A 26240-nucleotide genomic window follows, 5' to 3' on the forward strand; every position below is an offset into this window, starting at 1 on the left:
CGCATGGACCCCACCGACCGGAGAATCGTCGGTCTGCTCGTCGACGACGCGGACCGCACCTACGCGCAGCTCGGCCGGGAGGTGTCGCTCTCCCCGGCGGCCGTGCACGAGCGGGTGCGCAGGCTGCGCGCGTCCGGGGTCATCCGGCGCACGACGGTGGAGGTCGATCCCGACGCGCTCGGCGTCGACGTGCTCGCATTCGTGCTGCTCGACACCGAGGGCTGGGCCCGCGACCACGTGTTCACCGCGGCGCGGGCCGAACCGCGCGTCGAGGAGGCCCATTCCGTGGCGGGCAACAGCAACTTCCTGCTCAAGGTGCGCGCGCCCGGGCCCGACGGGCTCGAGGAGGTGCTCCGGATCCTCTACCAGGTGCCGGGTGTCGTGCGCACCCGGACGATCATGGTGCTGCGGCGCGGGTTCGAGCGCGGGATCAGCCCGCCGTGACCGGCACCCGCCCGCGCAGCGCGGCGTAGGCCAGCGCGTCCACGAGCGCCAGCCAGGACGCCTCCACGACGTTGCCGTGCACGCCCACCGTCGTCCAGGTGCCGGCGTGGTCGGTGGTCTCGACGAGCACGCGGGTGACCGCGCCGGTGCCGCGGGTGAGGATGCGCACCTTGTAGTCGGTGAGGTCGACATCGGCGAGCCACGGGCACGACGGCGCCAGCGCCCGGCGCAGCGCCGCGTCCAGCGCGTTGACCGGTCCGTTGCCCTCACTGGTGGCGATCAGCCGCTCCCCGTCGACGACGACCTTGACCGTCGCCTCCGCCACCACCGCGCCGTCCGCACGCCGCTCGGTGATCACCCGGTAGGACTCGAGCCGGAACGGCGCCTCGTCGGCGTCGCCGCGGGCGGCGCGCATGAGCAGCTCCAGCGACGCGTCGGCCGCCTCGAACGACCACCCTTGCGCCTCCCGCTCCTTGACGGTGGCGACCACCGACGACACCGCGTCGGGATGGCCGGCCAGGTCGATGCCGAGCTCGGTGCTCTTGAGCTCGACGCTGGCCCGGCCGGCCATCTCGGTGACCAGGATGCGCTGCCCGTTGCCGACGACCACCGGGTCCAGGTGGTTGTACAGCTCCGGGTCCACCTTGATCGCACTCGCGTGCAGTCCCGCCTTGTGGGCGAACGCTGACATCCCGACATAGGCCTGGTGGGCGTCGGGAGCGATGTTGGCGATCTCCGCCAACGCGTGCGAGGTGTGCGTCATCTCCGCCAGGGCACCGTCGGGTAGAACGGGCATCCCCAGCTTGGTCACCAGGTTCCCGACGACGGCGAACAGGTCGGCGTTGCCGGCCCGCTCCCCGTAGCCGTTCGCGGTGCACTGCACGTGCGTCGCGCCGGCCTGCACCGCAGCGACGCTGTTCGCGACCGCGCAGCCGGTGTCGTCCTGGCAGTGGATGCCGAGCCGGAAGCCCGTGCGGGCCGCCACCTCGGTTACCACCTGCATGATCCCCATCGGGAGCATGCCGCCGTTGGTGTCGCACAGCACCGCGACGTCCGCGCCGGCGCCCACGGCCGCCTCCAGCACCCGCAGCGCGGTGTCGGGGTCGAACGCGTAGCCGTCGAAGAAGTGCTCGGCGTCGACGAAGACCCGCCGGCCCTCCCCGACGAGGAACGCCACCGTGTCCGCCACCATCGCGCAGTTCTCGCCCGTGTCGGTGCGCAGCGCGCGCTCGACGTGGCGGCGGTCGGACTTCGCCACCAGCGTCACGACCGGCGCGTGCGAGTCGAGCAGCGCACGCACCTGCGGGTCGGTCGCCGCCGCCGTGCCGGGCCGCCGGGTCGCCCCGAACGCCACCAGCGCGGCGTGGCGCAGGTCGAGCTCCCCCGCCGCGGCGCGGGCGAAGAACTCCGTGTCCTTCGGCAGTGCACCCGGCCAGCCGCCCTCGACGTAGCCGACGCCGAGCGCGTCGAGGTGCCGGGCGACCGCGAGCTTGTCGGCCACCGAGTAGGAGATGCCCTCGCGCTGCGCGCCGTCGCGCAGCGTCGTGTCGTAGACGTGGAAGGCGTCGCCGAGCGGGGTGGCGGCGGGCTCGGTCCGGGACATCGGGTCTCCTGGCTGTGACGACGGTTCTGCGGCAACAAAAAAGACCCCTCGCGGATGCGAGAGGTCTGCGCGGCGGCCTGTTCGAGCTAGCCGTCGCGCCTGCCGATAATGATCACGGTGCTGTGCACGTCTCGCAGCATCGCACGCGCCGTCCCGCCGTGTCACGCTCGCATTTCACATCGTGAGACTGCGGTAGGCGGCGCGGGGACGATCCACCAGGGTGTTGATCGCAGGACCCCGCGAGCAACGCCGCACGCGGGCGGAGAAGTCCGAAAGGCGAATCATGTACCAGCTCACCGCGCTCTACAACCACCCCGAGGACCCGGCCGCGTTCGACAAGCACTACACCGAGGTGCACGCGGAGATCGCCAAGAAGATCCCCGGCCTGCTCCGCTACACGACCAGCCACCCTGCCGCCGACGCCGAGGGCAACAAGCCGGCCTACTACCTGGTCGCGGTGCTCGACTTCGCCGACGAGGCCGCGTTCGGTGCCGGCATGAGCGGGGAGCACGGGCAGGCCGCGGTGGCCGACCTCCCCAACTTCGCCGGCGCCGGCGTCACCCTCCTGACCGGCCCGTCGAACGAGGCCTGAACCCGCGCCGTACGCCCGTCCCGATTGCAGGAAGGCCACCTTCACGCAACGAGATGGCGTGACGGTGGCCTTCCTGCAACGGGCCGTCCCGAATCGCCACGGGATCGGCCGGCAGTTGGTCATCATGCGCGCATGCCCAGGGCCACACCCACGCTCGTCGAACTCCGCTCAGCGTTCCCCGAGGGCGTCGCTTCTGTTCGCCAGCTCATGGCCGCCGGAGTACCGGAGCGCACGGTGTACCACCGCTGCCTGGAGGGTGGTCCCTGGCAGCGCGCACTCCCCGGGATCGTGTTCCTGTTCAGCGGGACCCCGACCCGTCTCCAGTACGTGATCGCCGCACTGCTCCTCGGCGGACCGGATTCCGTGGTCACCGGTGTCGAGGCCTGCCGCTTCCACGGCCTGCGGCGCGGCCCCGCCCGCCGGACCGGTCAGCCGGCCGAGGAGGTGCACCTGCTGGTCCCGCACAACCGGCAGGTTCGATCGGTCGGCTACGTCCACGTCGAGCGCACGACGAACCTGCCCAGGCCGGACCGGCGAGCGGGCCTGCGCATCGCGCCCGTGGCTCGGGCCTGCGCCGACGGTGCCCGCCGGCTGTCGCAACACGGGGAGATCACGGAGCTGATGTCAGACGCGGTACAGCGCCGCCTCTGCACGGTGCCCCAGCTGGCCCACGAGGTCGCGACGAACTCACGCCGGGGAACCGCGCTGCCCAACCGCGTGCTCCGGGACGTGTCCGACGGCGTGCGGTCGGCTGCCGAGTCCGCCGCGAAGAACCTGTGGGGGAAGGCCGGCATGCCGTCCGCCTGGTGGAACGCCCCGGTCCACACCGCCGACGGTCGGCTCGTCGGCATCGCCGACTGCTGGGTGGACGGCGTGGCGATGGTGTGGGAGATCGAGTCGACCGAGTGGCACCTCGACCCGGCCGCGCACGACTACACCGTGCAGCGGGCCGGTCTGTTCACCTCGGTCGGCGCTCTCTACATCGCGTCGAAGCCCAAGATGGTCCTCACCGAGCCCCGGGAGGTTGCGGCCCTGCTGCGTGCGGTGCACGCGCAGGCCGCAGCCCGCCCGCGCCCGCCGCTGCACGCCGTACGCCCGTCCTGATTGCAGGAAGGCCACCTACACGCACCGAGAGTGCGTCACGGTGCCCTTCCTGCAACGGGTGGGGCGGGTCAGTTGCTGGACGGGACCCCGGCGTGGCTGCTGACCAGCGCGGCGAGGCGGTCGCCGATGCTGCGCGTGTGGCCCGTCGCGCTGTGGTCGCGGGTGGCCAGGTCGAAGGCCACTGCCGCCTCGATGCGCCGGGCCTCCTCGACGTTGCCGAGGTGGTCGAGCAGCAGCGCCACCGACAGCACCGCGGCCGTGGGGTCGGCGACCCCCTGCCCGGCGATGTCGGGAGCGCTGCCGTGCACCGGCTCGAACATCGAGGGGTTGCTGCGGCTGACGTCGAGGTTGCCGCTCGCGGCGAGACCGATGCCGCCGGTGACGGCGCCGGCGAGGTCGGTGAGGATGTCGCCGAACAGGTTGTCGGTGACGATCACGTCGAAGCGACTCGGATCCTGCACGAGATGGATCATCGTGGCGTCGATGTGCTGGTAGGCCACCGACACCTCGGGGTGCTCCAGGGACACCTCCTCCACCAGCCGCGACCACAGCCGACCGGAGAAGGTCAGCACGTTGGTCTTGTGCACCAGCGTGAGGTGCTGGCGCGGGCGGCGCTGCGCGCGCGCGAAGGCGTCGCGGACCACCCGCTCCACGCCGAACGCGGTGTTGACGCTGACCTCGGTGGCGATCTCGTGGGGCGTGTCCTTGCGCAGCAGACCGCCGGTGCCGACGTAGGGCCCCTCCGTGCCCTCCCGGACGACGACCAGGTCGACGTCGGGGTTGCCGGCCAGCGGGCCGCGGACGCCCGGGTAGAGCCGGGCCGGGCGCAGGTTGACGTGGTGGTCGAGCTCGAAGCGCAGGCGCAGCAGGAGGCCGCGTTCCAGGATGCCGCTGGGCACCGAGGGGTCGCCGACGGCGCCGAGCAGGATCGCGTCGTGCTGCTGCAGCTCGGTGAGCACCGACTCGGGAAGCAGCTCACCCGTGGAGTGCCAGCGCGCGGCCCCGAGGTCGTAGGTCGTGGGCTCGACGCCGGGCGCGACCTCGTCGAGGACCTTGAGCGCCTCGTCGATGACCTCCGGCCCGATGCCGTCGCCCGGAATGACCGCAAGGCGCATGTCTGGTGTCCTCTCTCGACGTAACGACGTCGCACGCTACCGGCCGCAGCCGGGCCGACCTGACGCCCGCCACCCGTTCGTGGTCACCCCGCTGGGTGGAACCGGCTCCCCGGACCGGCTCGGCGGGCCCGATCGGCCCGCGACACGCCCCCGAGAGGGCCATTGTGCCCGGCGTGCTCCGGGGATCGCCGGGCGGGCGGTCCGCGGCGTCGGACGCGGGCCGTGCCGCCACCGTCAGTCGTCGAAGGAGATCAGGCGGGTGATCCGGGCCCCGACCGACGCCCCGATCGGCTCCAGCACGCCCGGGTCGACGGGCCGGTCGACGCGCAGCAGCATGATCGCGTCGGCGCCGTCGGTGGTCTGGCTGATCTGCGCCGCCTCGATGTTGACCGCCGCCTCGCCGAGCAGCGAGCCGACGCGGCCCATGACGCCGGGGCGGTCGGCGTACTCCAGCAGCACGACCTCGCCCTCGGCGCGCAGGTCGAAGTGCCTGCCGTTGACCTCGACCAGCTTCTCCACCTGCGCACGCCCGGTCAGCGTGCCGGACACGGTGATCGACTCCCCCTCGGGCATCGCCGCTCGCAGCTGTACGACGCTGCGGAAGTTCTCGCTCTCCGGGGCGGTGGTCAGCTCGACGTCGACCCCGCGCTCGGCGGCCAGTGCCGGGGTGTTGACGAAGGTGACCTGGTCCTCGACGACGTGGGTGAACAGTCCCCGCAGCGCCGCGAGCTGCAGCACCGAGACGTCCTCGGCCGCCAGCTCACCGGAGACGTCGACGGTGACCGAGCTCGGCACCCGCCCGGCCACGGCGTAGAGCACGGTGCCCAGCTTCTGCACCAGCGGCAGCCACGGGCGCACCTCCTCGCCGACCGCGCCGCCCACCTGCACGTTCACTGCGTCCGGCACGAACTCACCGGCCAGGGCGAGCAGCACCGACCGGGCCACGTCGGTGCCCGCCCGGTCCTGCGCCTCCTCGGTGGACGCCCCCAGGTGCGGGGTGACCACGATCTGCGGGATCTCGAACAGCGGGCTCGACGTGGTGGGCTCGGTGACGTAGACGTCCACGCCGGCCCCGCCGACGTGCCCGCTGCGCACCGCCTCGGCCAGCGCGTCCTCGTCGACCAGGCCACCACGGGCGGCGTTGACGACGATCACGCCGGGCCGGGTGACCGCGAGCTGGTCCTTGCCGATGAGCCCGAGCGTCTCCGGGGTCTTGGGCAGGTGGATGGAGATCAGCTCCGCGCGGCGCAGCAGCTCGTCGAGCGACACCAGCTCGATGCCCAGCTGTGCGGCGCGGGCCGGGGCGACGTAGGGGTCGTAGGCGATCAGCTCCACGCCGAACGCGGCGAGCCGCTGCGCCACCAGCTGACCGATCTTGCCCAGCCCGACGATGCCCGCGACCTTGCCGTTGATCTCGGTGCCGGTCAGTGAGCTGCGCGCCCACTTGCCGGCGCGCAGCGACGCGTCGGCCGCCGGGATGTGGCGCGCCGCAGCGAGCAGCAGGGCGACGGCGTGCTCGGCGGCGCTGACGATGTTCGAGGTGGGCGCGTTGACCACCATCACGCCGCGCGCGGTGGCCGCCGGGACATCGACGTTGTCCAGCCCGACGCCGGCTCGCGCGACGACCATGAGCCGGGTGGCCGCGGCGAACACCTCGGCGTCGACCCGGGTGGCCGAGCGGACGAGCAGCGCGTCGACGTCGGCGACCGCGGCGAGCAGCGCGGTGCGGTCGGTGCCGTCCACGTGCCGGATCTCGACGTCGTCGCCCAGCAACGCGACGGCGGACGGGGCGAGTTTCTCGGCGAGCAGGACGACGGGGCGGGTGGCGGCGGTGCTCACGGCGGAAGGGCTCCCGAGGACGAGGTCACGGACACCCCGATCGTAGGCCCGACCCGACCCGCGGCCACGGCCACGGCCACGTGGGCATCGCGACATGCCGTCGGTCCCGCCGGGCCGCGTGGGCACGACCGGCCCCCGCCGCGATCGACACCTCCGAGGGCGCCCGACGGTGCCGTGCGGATCGACGGTGGCCGGCTGCTCGACGGGCACGACCGCAGCGGCGCGCGCGCAGGCCGACCGCGCGAGCGGAACGCCATTGCTGGTCAAGCCCCATGAGAACAGCAACGGTGTTCCGCTCGCGCGTCGAGCGCGCGTTCCGGTGGGCGGGAGGGCTCAGGTGGCCTTGCTGCCCACCCAGCTCATCAGGCCGCGCAGCTTCTCCCCGACCTCCTCGATCGGGTGGGCCGCGCCCTCGGCCTGCAGCTTCGTGAAGTTCGGGCGCCCGGCCTCGTCCTCGGCCACCCACTCGCGGGCGAACGTGCCGTCCTGGATCTCGCCCAGGATCTTCTTCATCTCCTCCTTGGTCTGCGCGTTGACGATGCGCGGGCCGCGGGTGAGGTCGCCGTACTCGGCGGTGTCGGAGATGGAGAAGCGCTCGTTGGCGATGCCGCCCTCGTACATGAGGTCGACGATCAGCTTGAGCTCGTGCAGGCACTCGAAGTAGGCGATCTCCGGCGCGTACCCGGCCTCGGTGAGCACCTCGAAACCGGTCTGGACCAGCGCCGCGGCACCGCCGCAGAGCACGGCCTGCTCGCCGAACAGGTCGGTCTCGGTCTCCTCGGTGAACGTCGTCTCGATGACGCCCGCGCGGGCCCCGCCGATCGCGGCGGCGTAGGACAGGGCGAGCGCCTTGGCCCCGCCCGTGGCGTCCTGCTCCACGGCGATGAGCGCGGGCACGCCCTTGCCGTCGACGAACTGGCGCCGCACCAGGTGGCCGGGCCCCTTGGGTGCGACCATCGCGACGTCGACGTCGGCCGGCGGCTTGATCAGCTCGAAGCGGATGTTGAACCCGTGGCCGAAGAAGATCGCGTCGCCCGCCGTGAGGTTGGGGGCGATGTCGTCGGCGTAGATGAAGCGCTGCTTGGTGTCGGGCGCCAGGATCATGATCAGGTCGGCCCACGCGGAGACCTCGGCCGGCGTGCCGATCGTCAGGCCCTCGTCGGCCGCCTTGGCGCGGCTCTTGGAGCCCTCGGGCAGGCCGATGCGCACGTCGACGCCGGAGTCGCGCAGCGACAGCGAGTGCGCGTGGCCCTGGCTGCCGTAGCCGATGACGGCGACCTTGCGGCCCTGGATGATCGACAGGTCCGCGTCGTCGTCGTAGTAGATGTTGACACTCATGGCGGCTGGGAGGTTCCTTCCGAAGGGGTGGGTCTAGCGGACTGCGGCGGCGGTGATCGAGCGCGGCCCGCGGCCGACGGCGATCGTGCCGGACTGCACCATCTCGCGGATGCCGTAGGGCTCCAGGTTCTTCAGGAGCGCGGCGATCTTCTCCACCGTGCCGGTGGCCTCGATCGTGACGGCCTCCGGGGTGACGTCCACGGCGCGGGCGCGGAACAGGTCCACGATCTCCAGCACCTGGCTGCGGACGGCCGGATCGGCGCGGACCTTGACCAGCAGCAGCTCGCGCTGCACGGACGCGGCCGGCTCCAGCTCCACGATCTTGATGACGTGCACCAGCTTGTTGAGCTGCTTGGTGACCTGCTCCAGCGGCAGGTCCTCGACGTCGACCACGATCGTCATGCGGGACACGCCCGCCTGCTCGGTGGGCCCGACGGCCAGCGACGAGATGTTGAACCCGCGCCGGGAGAACAGGCCCGAGACGCGGGCGAGGACACCGGGCGTGTCCTCGACGAGCACCGAGAGGGTGTGCCGCTCATTCATCGTCGCTCCCCTGCGCCTGATCCTTCTGGGCCTCTGCGGTGACCGCCGCGATCGTCGCCGTGTCGGTCACGAGCTCGTCGCCGTCGAACAGCGGCCGGATGTTGCGCGCGGCCATGATCTCGGAGTTGCCGGTGCCCGCGGCGACCATCGGCCACACCTGCGCGTCGGCACCGACCACGAAGTCGATGACGACCGGCTGGTCGTCGATCTCCATGGCCTGCTTGATCACCAGGTCGACCTCGTCACGTGTCTCGGCGCGCAGCCCGACGCAGCCCATCGCCTCGGCGAGCAGCTTGAAGTCCGGGATCCGCCGCCCGCCGCCCGACCCGTGCGTGCCCAGGTCGGTGTTGGAGTAGCGCTCGGAGTAGAACAGGTTCTGCCACTGCCGGACCATGCCCAGGTTGCCGTTGTTGATGATCGCGACCTTGATCGGGATACCCTCGATCGCGCAGGTGGCGAGTTCCTGGTTGGTCATCTGGAAGCAGCCGTCGCCGTCGATGCACCACACCACGGCGTCCGGCAGCGCCATCTTCGCGCCCATCGCGGCCGGCACGGCGAAGCCCATCGTGCCCAGCCCACCGGAGTTGAGCCAGGTGCGCGGGTTCTCGTAGCGGATGAACTGCGCCGCCCACATCTGGTGCTGCCCGACCCCGGCCGCGTACAGCGCGTCCGGGCCGGCGATCCGCCCGATCCGCTCGATGACGTACTCGGGTGAGAGCGAGCCGTCCTCGGGCCAGTCGTAGCCCAGCGGGAAGGTCTCGCGGTAGCCGTCCAGCTGGGTCCACCACGCGGTGATGTCGGCCGTGCCGACCGCCCGCTCGGCCGTGACCGCGTCGATCAGCTCGGTGATGACCTCCTTGCAGTCGCCGACGATCGGGACGTCGGCGCGACGGTTCTTGGAGATCTCGGCCGGGTCGATGTCGGCGTGGATGATCTGCGCGTCCGGCGCGAAGCTCGCCAGCTTGCCGGTGACCCGGTCGTCGAAGCGGGCGCCCAGCGCGATGAGCAGGTCGGACTTCTGCATGGCGGCCACCGCCGCGACCGTGCCGTGCATGCCGGGCATGCCGACGTGCTGCGGGTGGCTGTCCGGGAACGCCCCGCGCGCCATCAGCGTGGTGACGACCGGGATGCCGGTCAGCTCGACGAGCTCCTTCAGCTCGTCCCACGCCTGCGCCTTGAGGACGCCGCCGCCGACGTAGAACACGGGCTGGCGCGCGGCGCAGATCAGCTTGGCCGCCTCCCGGATCTGCTTGCCGTGCGGCCGGGTGGTGGGCCGGTAGCCGGGCAGGCGCATCTCGGCGGGCCAGGTGAAGGTCGTCTGCTCCTGCAGGACGTCCTTGGGGATGTCGACGAGCACCGGGCCCGGGCGGCCGGTGCTGGCCAGGTGCCACGCCTCGGTGATCGCGCGCGGGATGTCGCGCGCGTCGGTGACCAGCATGTTGTGCTTGGTGATCGGCATCGTGATGCCGGTGATGTCCGCCTCCTGGAAGGCGTCCGTGCCGATCAGCGGCCGGGTCTGCTGCCCGGTGATGGCGACCAGGGGGATCGAGTCCATGTGGGCGTCGGCGATCGGGGTGACCAGGTTCGTCGCTCCCGGACCGGATGTCGCCATGCACACCCCGACCTTGCCGGTGGCCTGGGCGTACCCGGTGGCGGCGTGGCCCGCGCCCTGCTCGTGGCGGACCAGGACGTGGCGCACGCGCGTCGAGTCCAGCAGGGGGTCGTAGGCCGGCAGGATCGTGCCGCCCGGGATCCCGAAGACGACCTCGCAGCCGATCTCCTCCAGCGACCGCACGAGCGACTGCGCGCCGGTCATCGGCACGGCGTCGAACTGCGGCACCTCGGCGCGGGCTGCGGGTGCGGCCTGCTGCGACGGGACCGTGCGGCCGGGCGGTGGCGCCGGTTTCGGTCCGGATCGGGGCGTGACGGTGGTCATCTGATCTCTGCCTCGCTGCTGGAGAGGATGGCGAACGTGAACTCGGAACACAAAAAAGCCCCCGACCGCCGATCAGGGCGGTGCGAGGGTGGCGCGTCGACGACCGAGTGCTCGCTCAGGCGTGGACGCGCCCGGGAAGTACGAGGACATCGGTGACGGACATGACGGCGACGCTAGCCCGCGGCCGCGTCCTGCGTCAACTCCGTGGGACGGGGGTACCAGATCGTGGGAGACCGGCTCGGGCCGCGGATCCCGGACCGTTCGGAGCGGGTGGGACCATCCTGGGGTGAGCACCACCCCGCCGCCACCACGCGCCGTCTTCCAGAGTTCACGGCTGATCATCCTGTTCGCGATCGTGCTGGCCGTCTGCGCCACCCCGGTCGCGTTCGGGGCCCCCTTCCTGTGGCTGGTGTACCTCGCGCCGATCGGCGTCGTCGTGTGGGTGGTGCGGGTGCGCACCGTCGTGGACCCCGACGCCGTCACCGTGCGGCGGGTCGTCGGTGGGCGGCGGGTACCGTGGGACCGGATCAGCACGCTGAAGCTGGGTGACCGGTCCGGCGTCACGGCGGTGCTGAGCGACGGCGCCCAGCTACCGCTTCCCGCCGTTCGCGTCCGAGACCTCCCCCAGCTCGCCGCCGCGTCCGGCGGCCGGCTGCCCGACCCGGCTGGAGACTGACGTGCCGGCACTGCGCTCCCGAGTCACCACCCACGGCCGCAACGCCGCCGGAGCACGCTCGCTCTGGCGCGCCACCGGCATGACCGACGACGACTTCGGCCGCCCGATCGTCGCCATCGCCAACTCCTACACCCAGTTCGTGCCCGGTCACGTGCACCTCAAGGACCTGGGTGACCTGGTGGCGGGCGCGATCCGCGAGGCGGGTGGGGTGTCGCGGGAGTTCCACACCATCGCCGTCGACGACGGGATCGCGATGGGCCACGGCGGGATGCTCTACTCGCTGCCCTCCCGCGAGGTGATCGCCGACGCCGTCGAGTACATGGTCAACGGCCACGCCGCCGACGCGCTGGTCTGCATCTCCAACTGCGACAAGATCACCCCCGGGATGCTCAACGCCGCGATGCGACTGAACATCCCGACGGTGTTCGTCTCCGGCGGGCCGATGGAGGCGGGCAAGGCCGTCGTCGTGGGAGGCGTGGCGCAGGCCCCGACCGACCTGATCACCGCGATCTCCGCGTCGGCCTCGTCGGACGTCGACGACGACGGCCTCGCCGAGGTCGAGCGCTCGGCCTGCCCGACCTGCGGCTCCTGCTCGGGGATGTTCACCGCCAACTCGATGAACTGCCTCACCGAGGCCCTCGGTCTGGCGCTGCCGGGCAACGGCTCCACGCTGGCCACGCACGCCGCACGCCGCGAGCTGTTCCGCAACGCCGGTCGCACCGTGATGGACCTGGCGCACCGCTGGTACCGCGACGACGACGCGTCCGTGCTGCCGCGCAACATCGCCACCCGCGCCGCCTTCGAGAACGCCATGGCGCTCGACGTCGCGATGGGCGGCTCCACCAACACCGTCCTGCACATCCTCGCGGCGGCGCAGGAGGGCGAGATCGACTTCGACCTCGCCGCCATCGACGCGGTGTCGCGCCGGGTGCCGTGCCTGGCGAAGGTCTCGCCCAACTCGGACTACCACATGGAGGACGTCCACCGCGCGGGCGGCATCCCGGCGATCCTCGGCGAGCTGTGGAGGGCGGGCCTGCTGCGCACCGACGTGCACACCGTGCACGCCCCCTCGCTCTACGAGTGGCTGACCGCCTGGGACATCCGGGCCGCCTCGCCGTCCGACACGGCCGTCGAGCTGTTCCACGCCGCGCCGGGCGGGGTGCGCACCACCGAGGCGTTCTCCACGTCCAACCGGTGGTCCTCGCTCGACACCGACGCCGCCGACGGTTGCATCCGCGACCTCGCCCACGCCTACACCGTCGAGGGCGGGCTCGCGGTGCTCCGGGGCAACATCGCCCCGGACGGCGCGGTGATCAAGACCGCGGGCATCCCCGAGGAGCTGTTCCACTTCTCCGGCCCGGCGCGGGTCGTCGAGAGCCAGGAGGAGGCCGTCTCGGTCATCCTCACCAAGCAGATCCAGCCCGGTGACGTGCTCGTGGTGCGCTACGAGGGCCCGTCCGGCGGGCCGGGCATGCAGGAGATGCTGCACCCCACGGCGTTCCTCAAGGGCGCCGGTCTGGGCCGGGTCTGCGCGCTGGTCACCGACGGCCGGTTCTCCGGCGGCTCGTCGGGGATCTCGGTCGGGCACATCTCCCCCGAGGCGGCGGCGGGCGGCGTCATCGGGCTGATCGAGGACGGCGACGTCGTCACGATCGACGTGGCGACCCGCCTGCTGCAGGTCGAGGTCGACGACGAGACGCTCGCCGTGCGCCGGCAGAAGATGGACGCGAGCGAACGCCCGTGGCAGCCCCGCGACCGCGACCGGCCGGTGAGCAAGGCGCTGCGCGCCTACGCCGCACTGGCCACGAGCGCGCACACGGGAGCGGTCCGCCGCGTCCCGTAGCCCGATCCACGGTGCCCCCGCTGTGCCGAGGACCGACCCACGACCCGTCGCCCGCCTCGGTGTGATGGGAAGCCGGACCCCACCGACCGCCGGGTGCGGGACGTGGGAGGACCACGCGGTCGTCACCGGGTCGGGCCGGGGGGCCGGTAGGGGGCGGGCACGGCGGCCCGGTGATCACCGGTCGGGCGGGGACGGGTGAGGCGCCACGGTCCCCGCCCTCGGCCACCGTCGGGCGGCCGAGGCCCGGTGGCTCGGTGGTCGGGTGGCTCGGTGGTCGGGTGGCCCCGGTGCGGGGTGGGCGCAGCGGCCGGTGATCACCGGTTTGGAACGGGCAGGCGTTCAGGCTCGCAGTTGATCGAAGGTTCGGCACCCGGAACGGCAGATGCCGCGCCTCCCGGTTCCCCAGCGCCGATCATGGCCTGCACCGGACCCGGACATCCGAGGTCCTGCCCGACCCCGCGCCCCGAAACCCGTCCCGCCACACCCTCCGGCCGACCCGGCGGATCCGACCGCACCCGCCGTCAACCGCAGGCCGCGAGCCTCGCCGTGGCCCCTTCGGCAGCGGCGACCATCTCGCGCACCCGGGGCGCGCCGAGGTGGTCGCACGCGAAGCCCAGGTACTGGACGTTCGCGTGCACGTCGGCCCAGTCCCGCTCCTGCTCCGAGGTGGTGGCGGCGAGGGCGGCGGGCACCTGCGCGCCCTGCGCCCGCAGGACCGCCAGGTCGAGGGCGGCGGGGGCGACCCGGGCGTTGCCCCAGTCGATCAGCACGGCGCCGTCGGGGCCGGTGAGGATGTTGCCGCGGTGCGGGTCCCCGTGCACCAGCGTGCGGGGCAACGTGGCCAGCGCGCGGGCGATCCGCGGGTCGTCGCGCCAGGCCGACACCAGCTGCTCGGCGACGGTGAACGCGTCGTCGCCCGTGCGGGCGAGCGCCCCCCGCACGGCCACCAGCGTGCGGTCGCACAGTCCGCGCCAGTACGCCCGGTCGACGACCGGCACGCCGCGCGGCCGCCTGCCCCGCCAGTGCGCGTGCACCCCACCCAGCTCGGCCCACACGGCGTCCGGCACCGGCGCCCCGTCCGCCAGTGCCGTTCCCGCGTGGTGGGTGAGCACGATCCGGTCGCCGGCCACGGCGAGCAGCCGCAGCGGCCCGATGCCGCGGACGACGGCGCGGGCCCGCAGGGCGGCCACCTCCACGGGCGACGCCTGCTTGACCACGACCGGCACCGCGCGTCCGCCGACGTCGAGCTCGACCCGCTCGACGGACCCGGACGCGTAACCGCCGTGCGCGGGCTCCCGGCCGATCACCCGCACCGGGCCACCGAGGGCCCGGCCCGCCGCCGGCAGCCAGTCCCCGGTCATCCGCGACCCCGCCGATGCCGTCGCCGCACCGACGGGGAGCGACCACGACGTCGCGCCGGACCGACCCCACGGTGGGCGACCCCGTCGCCGCCGGGTCCGCCGGGCGTCACGGGGTGACGCCCGATCCCGGGGCAACGAGTTCCGCGTGGCCCGATCAGGGCGCGAGCGGGGCCGGGACCCGGAGGAGGAAGTACACGAGCAGGGCCGCCGTCACCCCGATGACCATGGCCAGCACGCCCCACGGGGCGGGGCGGCGCTGCCAGGTGCGGCCGCGGTCCAGGGCGATGTGGCCGGGGCCGGTCAGCACGATCGCGGCGGCGGCGAGCCCGAGCACGACCTCCAGCTCCACGGCGTCCGCGCCGGCCGGGGAGCCGATGAAGAACCCGTTGCCCGCCTTGAGCAGCACCACATTGATCATGATGCCGAGCAGGCCGGCCGCGGCGAGCGGCGTCAGCACACCGAGCACCACGAACCCGCCGGCCACCAGCTCGGTGATGCCGGTGACCCACGCCAGCGTGATCGAGGGCTGGTAGCCGAACCCGTCGAGCACCTGCGCGAACCCGTTGACGCCGGGACCGCCCCATAACCCGAAGATCTTCTGCATGCCGTGCGCGAAGAACGTGCCGCCCACGGCGAAACGCAACAGCAGCAGCCCGACGTCGGTGGCCGGGTTCCACTCCAGCGGGCGGCGGGTGGGCCGGGTCTTCGACGGGGCGTCCGGATCGCCGAAACCGGTGCCGGTCCCGAACGTGGCCGTCGGCTGCTCGCTCATGAGGCGAGACTAGCGGTCATCACCGTCCGCCTGCCGGGCCCGGCCGGGCGCCCACTTCTCGCATCGCCGCCGGAATTCGGCGGTTCCGGGCCGCGATTCGGGCTGCACCGCGAGAACCCGCAGCCGGACCCACCGTGCCGCGGCCGTCGCTCAGTACCCGTTCTCCACCAGGTTCGACGGCTGCTCGCCGCGCGCGAACGCCGCGAGCTGCTCGGCGACCACCCCGTAGGCGCGGCGCAACCCGCCGGGCACGCTGCCCCCCACGTGCGGGGTGAGCAGCAGGCCGGGGACCTTCCAGAGCGGGTGGTCGGTCGGCAGCGGCTCGGGCTCGGTGACGTCCACCGCCGCCCGCAGCCGCCCCGAGGCCAGCTCGGCGGTCAGCGCGTCGGTGTCGGCGACCGGACCGCGGGCGGCATTGACCAGCACCGCGTCGTCGGGCATGGCGGCGAGGAACTCGGCGTCGATCAGGCCGCGGGTGTCGTCGGTGAGTGGCACGATCACCACGCAGGCGTCGTGGTCGGGCAGCAGGTCGCGCACCTCGTCGATGCCGTGCACGCCGTCGCGGGCGGTGCGCCCCACCAGCGTGGTGCGCACACCGAACGGGTCCAGCCTGCGCACCGTGTTCTCCGCGACGTCGCCCGCCCCCACGATCAGCACGCGCTTGCCGTCGAGCTCCTCGGTCTGGTGGTAGTCCCAGCTCGCCTCGTCCTGCGCGCGCACGAACCGCGGGAGGTGCCGGTAGACCGCCAGCAGCACCGACACGATCCACTCGGCGGTGGCGCCGCCGTGCGCGCCACGGCAGTCCGAGAGCGCGACCCCGTCGGGCAACCGGCCCACCCAGTTCTCCGCTCCCGCGGTGAGCAGCTGCACCAGCCGCACCTGCGGGAGGTGGTCGACCAGCGCCACGGCCTCGCTCGTCGCGAGGAACGGGGGCACCAGCACCTGCGCCTGCGCCGCCTCGGCGGGGAGCTCGGCATCGGGGTCGTAGGCGACCACGGTGACGCCGGGGACGTCGGCGAGCAGGGCGCGTCCCTCCTCGTGGGGGACCAGGACGGTGACGGGATCGGCCATGGGCGAGACGGTACTCACCGCCCGCTCACCCGGCCCGGCCTAGCCTGGCCCCGTGAGGGGACGGGTGCGGCACGCGGTGGCCGCCGCGCTGCTCGCCGTCGCCGTCACCGGCTGCGCCACGTTCCCCGACAACGGCCCGCGGGAGTGGCAGGAACAGATCGAGGGTGCCGGTGAGCTCGGCGGCATCCCCCGCGTGCCCGACACCGCCGACCCCCGCCTGCCCCCACCCTCCGGCGACGCGGCGCCCCCGCCGGGAACCCCCGAGGAGCCGGAGCCCTGCGACGATCCGGACCCGGCCGTCGTCGAGTCCTGCCTGGACCCGGTGGGCGCCATCGCCGTGCTCCCCGACGGCAGGTCGGCGTTCGTCGCGGAGCGGGCCACCGGTCGGGTCCTGCGGGTCGAGCAGGGCACCGATCCCGTCCTGGTGGCCACGGTGCCGGTGGACGCCGGCGGTGGCGGCGGGCTCACCGGGCTCGTGCTCTCGCCCTCCTACGCCGAGGACGGCCTGCTCTACGCCTACGCCACCACCGGTGCGGACAACCGGGTCGTGCTGATCGCGTCCGGCGAGCCGCCGAAACCGCTGCTCACCGGCATCCCCCGCGGCGCGACGAACAACGGCGGGGCGCTGGCCGTCGACCTGGACGGGTCACTGCTGGTCGCCACCGGCGACGCGGGCGGCGCCGGCCCCGCCTCGCTCGCCGGCAAGGTGCTGCGCATCGACACCCGGGGGCGGCCGGCCGCCGGCAACCCCGACCCGACCTCCCCCGTGCTCGGCTCCGGACTCGTGGCGCCCGGCGGGATCTGCGTGAACCCGCTGACCGAGGCCGCGTGGGTGACCGACCGCTCCGGGGCGCGGGAGGTGCTGCACGCCGTCGTCCCCGGTCCCGTCGGAGCTCCGGCGTGGACCTGGCCGGACCGCCCGGGTGTCGGGGGCTGCGTGGCGGTGGGCGACCGGATCGTGGTGGCGCAGCGGGAGGCCGCGGCGATGTTCGTCATCACCACGGCCGTGGGCGGCGGTTTCACCGGCACTCCGGAGTCGCTGCTGGTGGACACCTACGGCCGCCTCGCCGCGGCCGCCCTCGGCCCGGACGGCGCGATCTGGCTGGGCACCGTCAACCGGGACGCGGGAGGTGCACCCGGGCCGCCCGACGACCGGGTGATCCGGATCGAGTTCGCGGCCGGGGGCGGCGCCGACCGGGCGTGACGCCCCCGCCGGCAGCGCCCGGTGCCCGTCCCGCACTCACGGGCGCGGGACGCAGCGTTCGACGATCAGCTCGCGCACGCGCTTGGCGTCGGCCTGGCCCTTCGTCGCCTTCATCACCGCGCCGACGATCGCGCCCGCCGCCGCCACCTTGCCGCCACGGATCTTCTCCGCGACGTCGGGCTGGGCGGCCAGCGCCTCGTCGACGGCCGCGATCAGCGGGCCGTCGTCGGACACGACCTTGAGCCCGCGCTGCTCCACGACCTCGTCGGGCGTGCCCTCCCCGGCCAGCACGCCGTCGACGACCTGGCGGGCCAGCTTGTTGTTCAGCTCCCCGGACGCCACGAGCTCGATCACCCGGGCCACCTGCGCCGGGGTGATCGGCAGGGCGTCCAGCGCCACCTCGCGGGCGTTGGCCTGCTGCGCGAGGTAGGCGACCCACCAGCTGCGGGCCTCACCCGCGGGTGCGCCGGCCGCGACGGTGGCCTCGATCAGGTCCAGCGCCCCGGCGTTCACCAGGTCGCGCAGCTCCTCGTCGGAGAGGTTCCACTCGGCCTGCAGCCGGGCACGGCGGGCCCAGGGCAGCTCGGGCAGCGTGGCCCGCAGCTGCTCGACCCACTCGGCGGACGGCGCGATCGGGACGAGATCGGGCTCGGGGAAGTAGCGGTAGTCCTCGGAGGTCTCCTTGACCCGGCCCGAGCGCGTGCTGGCCGTGTCCTCCTGGAAGTGACGCGTCTCCTGGACGACCTTCTCCCCGGCATCGAGGACGGCGGCGTGCCGGCTCATCTCGTAGCGCACGGCCCGCTCCACCGACCGCAGCGAGTTGACGTTCTTCGTCTCCGACCGCGTGCCGAGGATCCCGGAGTCGCGCGGGGACAGCGACAGGTTGACGTCGCAGCGCATCGAGCCCTGGTCCATCCGGACGTCGGACACCCCGAGTGCCTTGATCAGGTCGCGCAGCGCGGTGACGTAGGCGCGCGCCACCTCCGGGGCCCGCTCGCGGGTGCCGGGGATCATCTTCGTGACGATCTCGATCAGCGGGACGCCCGCGCGGTTGTAGTCGAGCAGCGAGTACTCGGCGCCGTGGATCCGGCCGGTGGCGCCGCCGACGTGCAGCGACTTGCCGGTGTCCTCCTCCATGTGCGCGCGCTCGATCTCCACGCGGAACACCTCGCCGTCGTCGAGGGTGACGTCGAGCCACCCGTCGACGGCGATCGGCTCGTCGTACTGGGAGGTCTGGAAGTTCTTGGGCATGTCCGGGTAGAAGTAGTTCTTCCTGGCGAAGCGGCCCCACGGGGCGATCGAGCAGTTCAGCGCCAGCCCGATGCGCATCGCCGACTCGACGGCGGTGCGGTTGACGACGGGCAGCGCGCCGGGCAGGCCCAGGCACGTGGGGCACACCTGGGTGTTGGGCTCCGCGCCGAACCCGGTGGGGCAGCCGCAGAACATCTTGGTGGTCGTGTTCAGCTCGACGTGCACCTCGAGCCCGAGCATCGGGTCGAAGCGCGCGACGACGTCGTCGAAGTCGACCAGGGTGGACGTGCTCATGCGGACACCTCCGGGGCGACGAGCGCTTCGCGGGTGGACTCGTAGGCGGCGGCCACGCGGTACATGACCGCCTCGCCGAGCGCGGGCGCCATGATCTGCAGGCCCACCGGCAGGCTCGGGCCGTCGGTGGTGGCGGCCAGACCCGACGGCACCGACATCGCGGCGGTGCCCGCGAGGTTGGTCGGGATGGTGGCGAGGTCGTTGAGGTACATGGCCAGCGGGTCGTCGACCTTGTCGCCGATCGGGAACGCCGTGGTGGGCGTCGTCGGCGAGACCAGCACGTCGGCCTGGCGGAAAGCGGCGGTGAAGTCGCGGGAGATCAGCGTGCGCACCTTCTGTGCCTGCCCGTAGTAGGCGTCGTAGTAGCCGCTCGACAGCGCGTAGGTGCCCAGGATGATGCGGCGCTTGACCTCGGGCCCGAAACCGGCCTCACGGGTGGCGGCCATGACGGCCTCCGCACTCGCCCCGTCCTCGACCCGCAGGCCGTAGCGCATGGCGTCGAAGCGGGCCAGGTTGGACGAGACCTCGCTGGGCAGGATCAGGTAGTAGGCCGCGAGCCCGTACTCGAAGTGCGGACAGGAGACCTCGACGACCTCGGCGCCGAGCTTCTCCAGCTGGCGCAGTGCCGCGTCGAAGGAGGCCTGCACGCCGGGCTGGTAGCCCTCTCCGGTGAGCTCGCGGACGACGCCGACGCGCAGCCCGGACAGGTCGCCGTCGGCCCCCTGGCGCGCCGCCGCGACGACCGACGGGACGGGCGCGTCGATCGAGGTGGAGTCGAGCGGGTCGTGCCCGGCGATGACCTCGTGCAGCAGCGCGGCGTCGAGCACGGTGCGCGCGCACGGGCCGCCCTGGTCCAGCGAGGACGCGCAGGCGATCAGGCCGTAGCGCGACACCCCGCCGTAGGTGGGCTTGACCCCGACGGTGCCGGTGAACGCGGCCGGTTGGCGGATCGAGCCGCCGGTGTCGGTGCCGATCGCCAGCGGCGCCTCGAACGCGGCGAGGGCCGCCGCCGAGCCGCCGCCGGAGCCGCCCGGTACGCGCGAGGCGTCCCAGGGGTTGCGGGTGACGCCGTAGGCCGAGTACTCGGTGGAGCTGCCCATCGCGAACTCGTCCATGTTGGTCTTGCCCAGGATCGTGACGCCGGCCGCGCGCAGCCGGGAGGTGACCGTGGCGTCGTAGGGCGGGCGCCAGCCCTGCAGGATCCGCGAGCCCGCGGTGGTGGGCATGTCGGAGGTGGTGAAGACGTCCTTGAGCGCCAGCGGCACGCCGGCCAGCGGGGAGGCGGGCGCGGTGCCCGCGGCCAGCGCGTCGTCGACCAGCGCGGCCGAGGCCAGCGCGGCGTCCCCGGCGACGTGCAGGAACGCGTGTGTGGTGGCGTCGACCGCGGCGATGCGGTCCAGGTGGGCCTGCGCGACCTCCACGGCCGACACGTCGCGGGTGTGGATCCTCGACGCGAGCTCGGCGGCGGTCGTGCGGGTGAGGTCGTCGCTCATGCCTCCTCCCCCAGGATCTGCGGCACGCGGAACCGGCCGTCCTCGCTCGCCGGGGCGCCGGACAGGGCCTGCTCCGGGGTCAGCCCCGGACGCAGCTCGTCGGCCCGGAAGACGTTCTCCAGCGGGACGGCGTGCGAGGTGGGCGGGATGTCGTCGGCGGCGACCTCGCCGACCCGTGCGACCGACCCCAGGATCACGTCGAGCTGGCCGGCGAACACGTCGAGCTCGGAGTCGGTGACGGCGAGCCGGGCCAGCCGGGCGAGGTGCGCGACCTCGTCGCGGGTGATCGCCCCCGCGGCGGGGGCGTCAGCGGCGGACAAATGGTCCTCCAGGAGATGTCGACGGATCTTCGTGGCGACGCCGGCCGCGCTGCTGAGGGTTCGCGTGGGCACGGTGCGGAGGCCGCCGGAGGCGCCGAGTCTAGTCCTGCGCATCCACCGGCCTGCGGGCGTGCCGCCCGGCGCTCCGGATGTGTGCGGGAACGGCGGGGCTGACAGAATCGCGGTTCCGGTGCCGCTTCGGCGCACGAGTGGTCGAGGAGGCGTGCGTGTCGTTCCTGCTCCGGGTGGTTCTGCCGGACAAGCCGGGCAGCCTCGGGGCGGTGGCCACCGCGCTGGGCAACGCCGGAGCCGACATCCTCGGCGTCGACGTCGTGGAGCGCGCCCACGGGCAGGCCGTCGACGACCTCGCCGTGGAGCTGCCGGCGGGCCGCCCCCCGGACGTGCTGATCACGGCCGCGGAGTCGGTGCCCGGCGTCGAGGTGGAGTCGGTGCGTCCGCACTCGGGCAGGCTGGAGACCCGCAGCGAGCTGGAGCTGATCGAGGCGATCACCAACGATCCGGCGAAGGGCCTGCAGCTGCTGGCCGAGGGCGTGCCGCGGATCTTCCGCGCGGGCTGGGCGATCGTCGCGACGCAGGAGGGCACCCGGGCGTTCCGGCTCGCCGAGAGCACCGCGGCCCCCGAGACCCGGGCCGCGCACCTGCCCTGGATGCCGCTCGACCGCGCCATCGTCATCGATCCGGCCGAGCATGCCGTGCCCGAGCCGTGGACCGACCTCGACACCGAGCTGGCCGCGGCCCCGTTCGGGCCGTCGTCGCCGCACGCGCTGGTGGTCGGGCGGCCCGGCGGCCCCGCGTTCCGTCCGTCCGAGCTGGCCCGCCTCGTGCACCTCGCCGGGATCGTGACGACCATCCTGCGCAGCTAGGCCCGCGGTGGACAGGCCGTGGGCGCGGGTCCCGAGCTGGGTCGGCGCCGCCGTGCGCCCGGAGCTCGCCGGGGCCGTCGACGAGATCATCGCGGTGGTCCGTGCCGAGGTGCCCGACTACGCCCGGCCGCTGACCGGCCGGTTCGGGAACCGGATCACCGAGGGCGTGTCGGTGGCGCTGGGGCAGTTCGTCGAGCTGCTCGGCCGCGACGAGGCCCTCACCGACACCCGCGTGTACCGCGCGCTGGGGCAGCTCGAGCACCGCGAGGGCCGGACGCTGGCCGCGTTGCAGTCCGCGTACCAGGTGGGCAGCCGCACGCTGTGGCGCCGCCTCGCCGTCAGCCCGACGGCCCGGCAGCTGCCACCGGAGGTGATCTTCAGCCTGGCCGAGGCGCTGTTCACCTACATCGAGCTGCTGTCCGCGGCCTCGGTGACGGGGTGGGCGGCCGAGGAGACCAGCCGGGCGGGGTCCCTGCAGACCCGCCGGCACGCGCTGGTGGAGCTGCTCGCCCAGCGCCCGCCCGCTCCCGCGGCCGAGGTCGAGCAGGCGGCGGCGGCCGCGGGCTGGACGCTGCCGGGACGTCTGGCCGCGCTGGCCGTCGACGACGTGGTGGAGGTGGCCGCGCGGATCCCGTCGGCGATCGCGGCCGACCTGGACCCGGTGGGGATCGCGCTGGTGCCCGCCGTCGACCGCACCGGCTGGATCGAGCGCGTCCGTACCGGGCTGGGCCGGCGGCGGGCCGTGCTCGGGCCCGTCGTCGAACCCGGTGACGCGCACCGCTCGATCGCCCGCGCGCAGACGGCCTGGCCGCTGCACGCGGCCGGTCACCTCGGACCCGAGGCGCTCTCCCGCGCCGACGAGCACCTGCTGGTCCTGCTGCTGGCGGGCGAGCCCGAACTGGCCGAGGACCTGCGTCGGCGGGCCCTCGCCCCGCTCGGTGACCTCCCGGCCGGGGCCGCGACCCGTGCCGAGGAGACGCTGCGCGCGTGGCTGGACGCGCACGGCGACGTCACCGCCACCGCCGCGGCGCTGCACGTGCACCCGCAGACCGTGCGCTACCGCCTCGCCGGGCTGCGGGACGTGTTCGGGGACGCGCTCGACGACCCCACCTCCCGACTGGAGCTGGCGCTGGCGCTGCGCGGGGCGGCACCCCTCCCCGACCCCGGCGAGCCGCCCGGCACCTGATGGCCGACCCGGATTGCAGCATGGCCACCTTCACGCAACGAGATTGCGTGAAGGTGGCCTTGCTGCTATGGGAGGGGCCGGGTCAGGCGGCCTGCGCTGCCGGCTTCGGGCCGCCGCCGGGGAAGGCGTAGCGGACGATCTTGCGCAGCACCTTGCCGTACTGCCTCGGCAGCGAGCCCGCGGTGTAGGGCAGGTCGTAGCGCTCGCAGATCTCCCGCACGCGCGGCGCGATCTGCGCGTAGCGGTTGCTGGGGAGGTCCGGGAACAGGTGGTGCTCGATCTGGTGGCTCAGGTTGCCGGTCATCAGGTGGAAGACCGGGCTCCCGGTGAGGTTCGCCGATCCCAGCATCTGCCGGACGTACCACTCGCCCTGGGTCTCGCCGTCGAGCCGCGACTCCTCGAACGTCTCCACGCCGTCCGGGAAGTGCCCGCAGAAGATCACGGCGTGCGACCAGATGTTGCGCAGTGTGTTGGCCGTGAAGTTCGCGGCCGCGGTGTGCAGGAAGCCGGGACCCGAGAGCAGCGGGAACAGCACGTAGTCCTTGGCGAGCTGCTTGCGCGTCTTGCGCCACAGGGTCTTCAGCTCGGCCTTGGCCTGCGACCAGGGCTTGGTGCCCTCGGCGACCTTCTCCAGCTCGATGTCGTAGATCGCGATGCCGTGCTCGAAGATCAGTGACAGGCCCAGGTTGGTCAACGGCTGGAACAGGTCGGTGGGCTTCCACGGCTGCTCGGGCGTGACGCGCATGACGGCGTAGCCGAGGTCGCGGTCGCGGCCCCGCACGTTGGTGAACGTGTGGTGCTCGTAGTTGTGCGAGCGCTGCCAGGACTTCGCAGGCGATGCGTGGTCCCACTCCCACGTCGTCGAGTGGATCTTCGGGTCCTTCATCCAGTCCCACTGGCCGTGCAGGATGTTGTGGCCGAGCTCCATGTTGTCCAGGATCTTGGCGACGGTCAGGGCCGCCGTGCCGGCCAGCCAGGCCGCCGGGTTCAGCGAGAAGATCAGCGCGCCGCGGCCGCCGAGCTCCAGCCCCCGCTGCAGCCTGATGATCCGGTGGATGTACTGCGCGTCGGCCTCGCCGCGGGAGGCGACGACCTCCTCGCGCAGCGCGTCCAGCTCGGCGGCGAGCGCCTCGACCTGGGTGTCGGTGAGGTGGGCCGCCGCGCTGGGCGCCATGGTCGGCACGGTGCCGGAGATGCGGCTGGGCAGCGGGTTCTCGACGACGACGGGCTCGGCGAAGGGGGCCGCGGCCTTGGCGGTGACGCGGGGTGCCCGCCCGCCTGCTGTGGAGGCATCGGTCGTGGTCGGGCGTTCGGTGGTGATGGTCATGTAGATCTCCCTACAGCTCGATCTCGACGTCACCGGCGGCGCCGGACACGCAGGTCCGGACGGCGTCGCCCGGGGTGTCGTGCAGCTCGCCGGTGTTGAGGTCACGGACGGCGCCCGAGCGCAGGCGCCCGACGCAGGTGTGGCAGATGCCCATGCGGCACCCGTTGGGCAGCACGGCGCCCGCGGCCTCGCCCGCCACCATCAGCGGGGTGCCGGGGCCGGCGTCGGCGTCGATGCCGCTGGTGGTGAACGCGACGCGGCCGCCGGAGCTGTCGCCCGCGAAGGCCGGCGCGACGAAGCGCTCGACGTGCAGGGCGGCCGGATCGCCGTGGCGGTCCCAGTGCTCGGTCAGGACGTCGAGCAGACCGGCCGGACCGCACGCCCAGGTCTGGCGGGCGGCCCAGTCGGGCACGCAGTCGGCGAGGGTGTCCGGGGTGAGCCGGCCCTCGAGCGCGGTGTGCCGCTCGACCAGGCGCATACCGGTGGCCGCGGCGACGGCGCGCAGCTCGGCGCCGAACACGACGTCGGACGGCGTGCGGTCGCAGTGCACGAGCACCGCACCGTCGAGGGTCTCGGGCCGGGTGGCGGCCAGCTCGCGCAGCATCCCCATGACCGGGGTGATCCCGCTGCCCGCGGTGACGAACAGCAGCTTCTCGGGCACCGGCGAGGGCAGCACGAACTCGCCCGCGGGCGGGCCGAGGCGCACCAGCGTGCCGACCGGGGTGCGGTGGGCGAGCACCCCGGACACGGTCCCGCCGGGGATCGCGGTGACGGTCACGGCGAGCACGTCGTCGCCGGGGCGCGACGTGGCCGAGTAGGTGCGCCACTGCCACACCCCGTCGATCCGGATGCCGACGCCGACGAACTGGCCCGGCCGGTGCCGGGTGCGCGCGCGGCCGGGTCGCAGCAGCAGCGTGGTGGTGTCGGCGGTCTCGCGGCGCAGCCCGACGACCCGTGCGTGCGGCTCGCTCGCCGACCACAGCGGGTTGAGCGTGCCGAGCAGGTCGTCGGGCAGCAGTGGCTGGGTCAGCCAGCCCGCTGCCGTCGTGGCCTGCCGGCCGATCGCGCTGAGAACTCCCATGGCCCCAACGGTATTGCGCGATTCGACGAACCGGCCACGTCGGCGGCCACGGCTGCACGCCCTGTTCTGTGGGAAATGCCAAACCCGACTGCGTCAGTAGCGGAGCTTGAGCGCCGTCTCGACGAGGTCGTCGTTGCCGGTGCCGAGCCAGCCGTCCGGCCTGACCAGGACGTCCTCGAAGCCGATGCGGGTGTCGAGGTTGTTGCGCAGCGCGTACTCCAGGACCGGCCAGGCGCCGTCCTCCTCGCCGTGCAGGAGCACCCGCACCGGGAGCGGGCCCAGCGCCTTGAGGATGCGGACGCCCTCGGCGACCGCGGTGTCGGGGTCGGGCACCGTGGACTCGGCGAGCACCCGGACCGTGCCGGGCGGCACGCCGTGGGTGCGCAGGGTGACGGCGTCGCCACCCGTCCACACCCCCAGCTCCACGCCGATCCCGACCGATGCGGCCGCCGCGCACACCTCGGTCCAGCCCTTCTCGTGCACGTTCACCGAGCACACGTCGGGCTTGCCCATGCCCAGCCGCCCCCACGCCAGGACCGCCTCGATGCGCAGCCGGGGGTCCGGCTGGATCCAGCGCCCGGTGGTGACCCCGATCTCCATGCCCGGCACCTCGGCGCGGATGGCGGCCACCGCGTCGCTGACGTGGACCGGATCGAGGGTCTCCTCGGCCTCCGGGCCACGGGGGTGGACGTGCACCGACGAGATGCCGTGCAGCGCGACCGCCCGCGCGTCGCGCGCGAGATGGCGGGCGAGCACCGGCAGGGCTGGGTGCGCGTCGGCGGGTCGGGACCCGTTCAGAACTGCCTGTAGCACCGCGACACCCTCATTGGTAGTCAGGGGCGCAGGGACCGCGTAGCGGTCCTGTTTCCCCATCCCCCTTTCAATCCGTACGTGCGGTTTTCCCGCATACGGCTTACCGACGATCTTCTGGACATGGTTACGCCGCCCTCGGGTATCGGATGG

Annotated in this window: 23 protein-coding genes; 8 read left to right on the forward strand and 15 right to left on the reverse strand. The window is 73.4% G+C overall.

Translation table 11 applies throughout. The features are described from left to right. The first annotated feature begins 3 nt into the window (after window positions 1–3). Window positions 4–444: an Lrp/AsnC family transcriptional regulator gene (locus Q1K26_RS21890; protein ID WP_300016198.1), complete on the forward strand. Its 441-nt coding sequence runs from the start codon at window positions 4–6 to the stop codon at window positions 442–444. Here Q1K26_RS21890 and cimA read toward each other — a convergent pair. After that, on the reverse strand, window positions 431–2047 hold the full coding sequence (gene cimA / locus Q1K26_RS21895) for a citramalate synthase (protein ID WP_300016201.1): 1617 nt from the start codon (window positions 2045–2047) through the stop codon (window positions 431–433). The genes Q1K26_RS21890 and cimA overlap by 14 nt on opposite strands. A gap of 220 nt (window positions 2048–2267) precedes the next feature. On the opposite strand from cimA, the gene Q1K26_RS21900 reads away from it, so the two are divergent. Both Q1K26_RS21900 and Q1K26_RS21905 read left to right on the forward strand, forming a co-directional pair. Further along, the gene (locus Q1K26_RS21900) at window positions 2268–2639 is read left to right on the forward strand and encodes an EthD family reductase (RefSeq protein ID WP_300016204.1); all 372 of its coding nucleotides are present in this window, start codon (window positions 2268–2270) and stop codon (window positions 2637–2639) included. A 132-nt stretch (window positions 2640–2771) separates the two neighbouring features. Continuing rightward, the gene (locus Q1K26_RS21905; protein ID WP_300016207.1) at window positions 2772–3743 is read left to right on the forward strand and encodes a hypothetical protein; all 972 of its coding nucleotides are present in this window, start codon (window positions 2772–2774) and stop codon (window positions 3741–3743) included. Window positions 3744–3811: 68 nt separating this feature from the next. Here Q1K26_RS21905 and Q1K26_RS21910 read toward each other — a convergent pair whose 3' ends face one another. The 5 genes from Q1K26_RS21910 to Q1K26_RS21930 form a co-directional block, all read right to left on the reverse strand. Continuing rightward, window positions 3812–4858 carry a 3-isopropylmalate dehydrogenase gene (locus Q1K26_RS21910; protein WP_300016211.1) on the reverse strand — a complete coding sequence of 349 codons (1047 nt, stop codon included), beginning with the start codon at window positions 4856–4858 and terminating at the stop codon, window positions 3812–3814. Window positions 4859–5092: 234 nt separating this feature from the next. Next, a complete protein-coding gene (gene serA / locus Q1K26_RS21915; RefSeq protein ID WP_300016214.1) occupies window positions 5093–6697 on the reverse strand; it encodes a phosphoglycerate dehydrogenase in 1605 nt (534 codons plus the stop codon). 333 nt (window positions 6698–7030) lie between these two features. Then, window positions 7031–8035 (reverse strand): ketol-acid reductoisomerase, encoded by a 1005-nt coding sequence (gene ilvC / locus Q1K26_RS21920; protein WP_300016217.1) that lies wholly within the window; start codon window positions 8033–8035, stop codon window positions 7031–7033. Between the two features lie 33 nt (window positions 8036–8068). Next, entirely contained in the window at window positions 8069–8578 is a 510-nt protein-coding gene (gene ilvN, locus Q1K26_RS21925) for an acetolactate synthase small subunit (RefSeq protein WP_300016220.1), read from the reverse strand. Further along, window positions 8571–10514: an acetolactate synthase large subunit gene (locus Q1K26_RS21930; RefSeq protein ID WP_300016223.1), complete on the reverse strand. Its 1944-nt coding sequence runs from the start codon at window positions 10512–10514 to the stop codon at window positions 8571–8573. The genes ilvN and Q1K26_RS21930 overlap by 8 nt, the downstream gene beginning before the upstream one ends. Before the next feature lie 286 nt (window positions 10515–10800). On the opposite strand from Q1K26_RS21930, the gene Q1K26_RS21935 reads away from it, so the two are divergent. Both Q1K26_RS21935 and ilvD read left to right on the forward strand, forming a co-directional pair. Beyond that, window positions 10801–11190: a PH domain-containing protein gene (locus Q1K26_RS21935; RefSeq protein WP_300016226.1), complete on the forward strand. Its 390-nt coding sequence runs from the start codon at window positions 10801–10803 to the stop codon at window positions 11188–11190. 1 nt (window position 11191) lies between these two features. Continuing rightward, window positions 11192–13033 (forward strand): dihydroxy-acid dehydratase, encoded by a 1842-nt coding sequence (ilvD, locus tag Q1K26_RS21940; protein ID WP_300016229.1) that lies wholly within the window; start codon window positions 11192–11194, stop codon window positions 13031–13033. A gap of 521 nt (window positions 13034–13554) precedes the next feature. On the opposite strand, the gene Q1K26_RS21945 is transcribed toward ilvD, so the two are convergent. The 3 genes from Q1K26_RS21945 to Q1K26_RS21955 all read right to left on the reverse strand — a co-directional run bounded on the left by Q1K26_RS21945 (window position 13555) and on the right by Q1K26_RS21955 (window position 16237). After that, window positions 13555–14394 carry an aminoglycoside phosphotransferase family protein gene (locus tag Q1K26_RS21945; protein WP_300016232.1) on the reverse strand — a complete coding sequence of 280 codons (840 nt, stop codon included), beginning with the start codon at window positions 14392–14394 and terminating at the stop codon, window positions 13555–13557. Between the two features lie 154 nt (window positions 14395–14548). Next, window positions 14549–15166, reverse strand: coding sequence for a DoxX family protein (locus Q1K26_RS21950; RefSeq protein WP_300016235.1), 618 nt, complete (start codon window positions 15164–15166; stop codon window positions 14549–14551). A 150-nt stretch (window positions 15167–15316) separates the two neighbouring features. Beyond that, window positions 15317–16237 (reverse strand): 2-hydroxyacid dehydrogenase, encoded by a 921-nt coding sequence (locus tag Q1K26_RS21955; RefSeq protein WP_300016238.1) that lies wholly within the window; start codon window positions 16235–16237, stop codon window positions 15317–15319. Window positions 16238–16289: 52 nt separating this feature from the next. On the opposite strand from Q1K26_RS21955, the gene Q1K26_RS21960 reads away from it, so the two are divergent. Next, window positions 16290–17441, forward strand: a complete 1152-nt coding sequence (locus Q1K26_RS21960; protein WP_300016240.1) for a PQQ-dependent sugar dehydrogenase — start codon at window positions 16290–16292, stop codon at window positions 17439–17441. A gap of 36 nt (window positions 17442–17477) precedes the next feature. Here the strand turns inward: Q1K26_RS21960 and gatB are convergent, their stop codons facing one another. The 3 genes from gatB to gatC are packed head-to-tail and all read right to left on the reverse strand — an operon-like array spanning window position 17478 to window position 20766. Next, window positions 17478–18986: an Asp-tRNA(Asn)/Glu-tRNA(Gln) amidotransferase subunit GatB gene (gatB, locus tag Q1K26_RS21965; RefSeq protein ID WP_300016243.1), complete on the reverse strand. Its 1509-nt coding sequence runs from the start codon at window positions 18984–18986 to the stop codon at window positions 17478–17480. Then, window positions 18983–20479 carry an Asp-tRNA(Asn)/Glu-tRNA(Gln) amidotransferase subunit GatA gene (gene gatA, locus Q1K26_RS21970; RefSeq protein WP_300016246.1) on the reverse strand — a complete coding sequence of 499 codons (1497 nt, stop codon included), beginning with the start codon at window positions 20477–20479 and terminating at the stop codon, window positions 18983–18985. The genes gatB and gatA overlap by 4 nt, the downstream gene beginning before the upstream one ends. Next, complete coding sequence (gatC, locus tag Q1K26_RS21975) at window positions 20476–20766, reverse strand: Asp-tRNA(Asn)/Glu-tRNA(Gln) amidotransferase subunit GatC (RefSeq protein WP_300016287.1); 291 nt, start codon at window positions 20764–20766, stop codon at window positions 20476–20478. The genes gatA and gatC overlap by 4 nt, the downstream gene beginning before the upstream one ends. A gap of 260 nt (window positions 20767–21026) precedes the next feature. Here gatC and Q1K26_RS21980 point away from each other — a divergent pair, with 260 nt between their 5' ends. Both Q1K26_RS21980 and Q1K26_RS21985 read left to right on the forward strand, forming a co-directional pair. Next, the gene (locus tag Q1K26_RS21980; RefSeq protein WP_300016249.1) at window positions 21027–21683 is read left to right on the forward strand and encodes an amino acid-binding protein; all 657 of its coding nucleotides are present in this window, start codon (window positions 21027–21029) and stop codon (window positions 21681–21683) included. A 7-nt stretch (window positions 21684–21690) separates the two neighbouring features. Continuing rightward, window positions 21691–22869, forward strand: coding sequence for a helix-turn-helix domain-containing protein (locus Q1K26_RS21985; RefSeq protein ID WP_300016252.1), 1179 nt, complete (start codon window positions 21691–21693; stop codon window positions 22867–22869). 82 nt (window positions 22870–22951) lie between these two features. Here the strand turns inward: Q1K26_RS21985 and Q1K26_RS21990 are convergent, their stop codons facing one another. The 3 genes from Q1K26_RS21990 to Q1K26_RS22000 form a co-directional block, all read right to left on the reverse strand. Further along, complete coding sequence (locus Q1K26_RS21990) at window positions 22952–24196, reverse strand: acyl-CoA desaturase (protein WP_300016255.1); 1245 nt, start codon at window positions 24194–24196, stop codon at window positions 22952–22954. A gap of 10 nt (window positions 24197–24206) precedes the next feature. After that, on the reverse strand, window positions 24207–25277 hold the full coding sequence (locus tag Q1K26_RS21995; protein ID WP_300016258.1) for a ferredoxin reductase: 1071 nt from the start codon (window positions 25275–25277) through the stop codon (window positions 24207–24209). Window positions 25278–25370: 93 nt separating this feature from the next. Then, complete coding sequence (locus tag Q1K26_RS22000) at window positions 25371–26090, reverse strand: 3-keto-5-aminohexanoate cleavage protein (protein ID WP_300016260.1); 720 nt, start codon at window positions 26088–26090, stop codon at window positions 25371–25373. Window positions 26091–26240: the final 150 nt, after the last annotated feature.

Origin of the sequence: Pseudonocardia sp., from assembly GCF_029263155.1 — a bacterium.
Taxonomy (GTDB): Bacteria; Actinomycetota; Actinomycetes; order Mycobacteriales; family Pseudonocardiaceae; genus Pseudonocardia.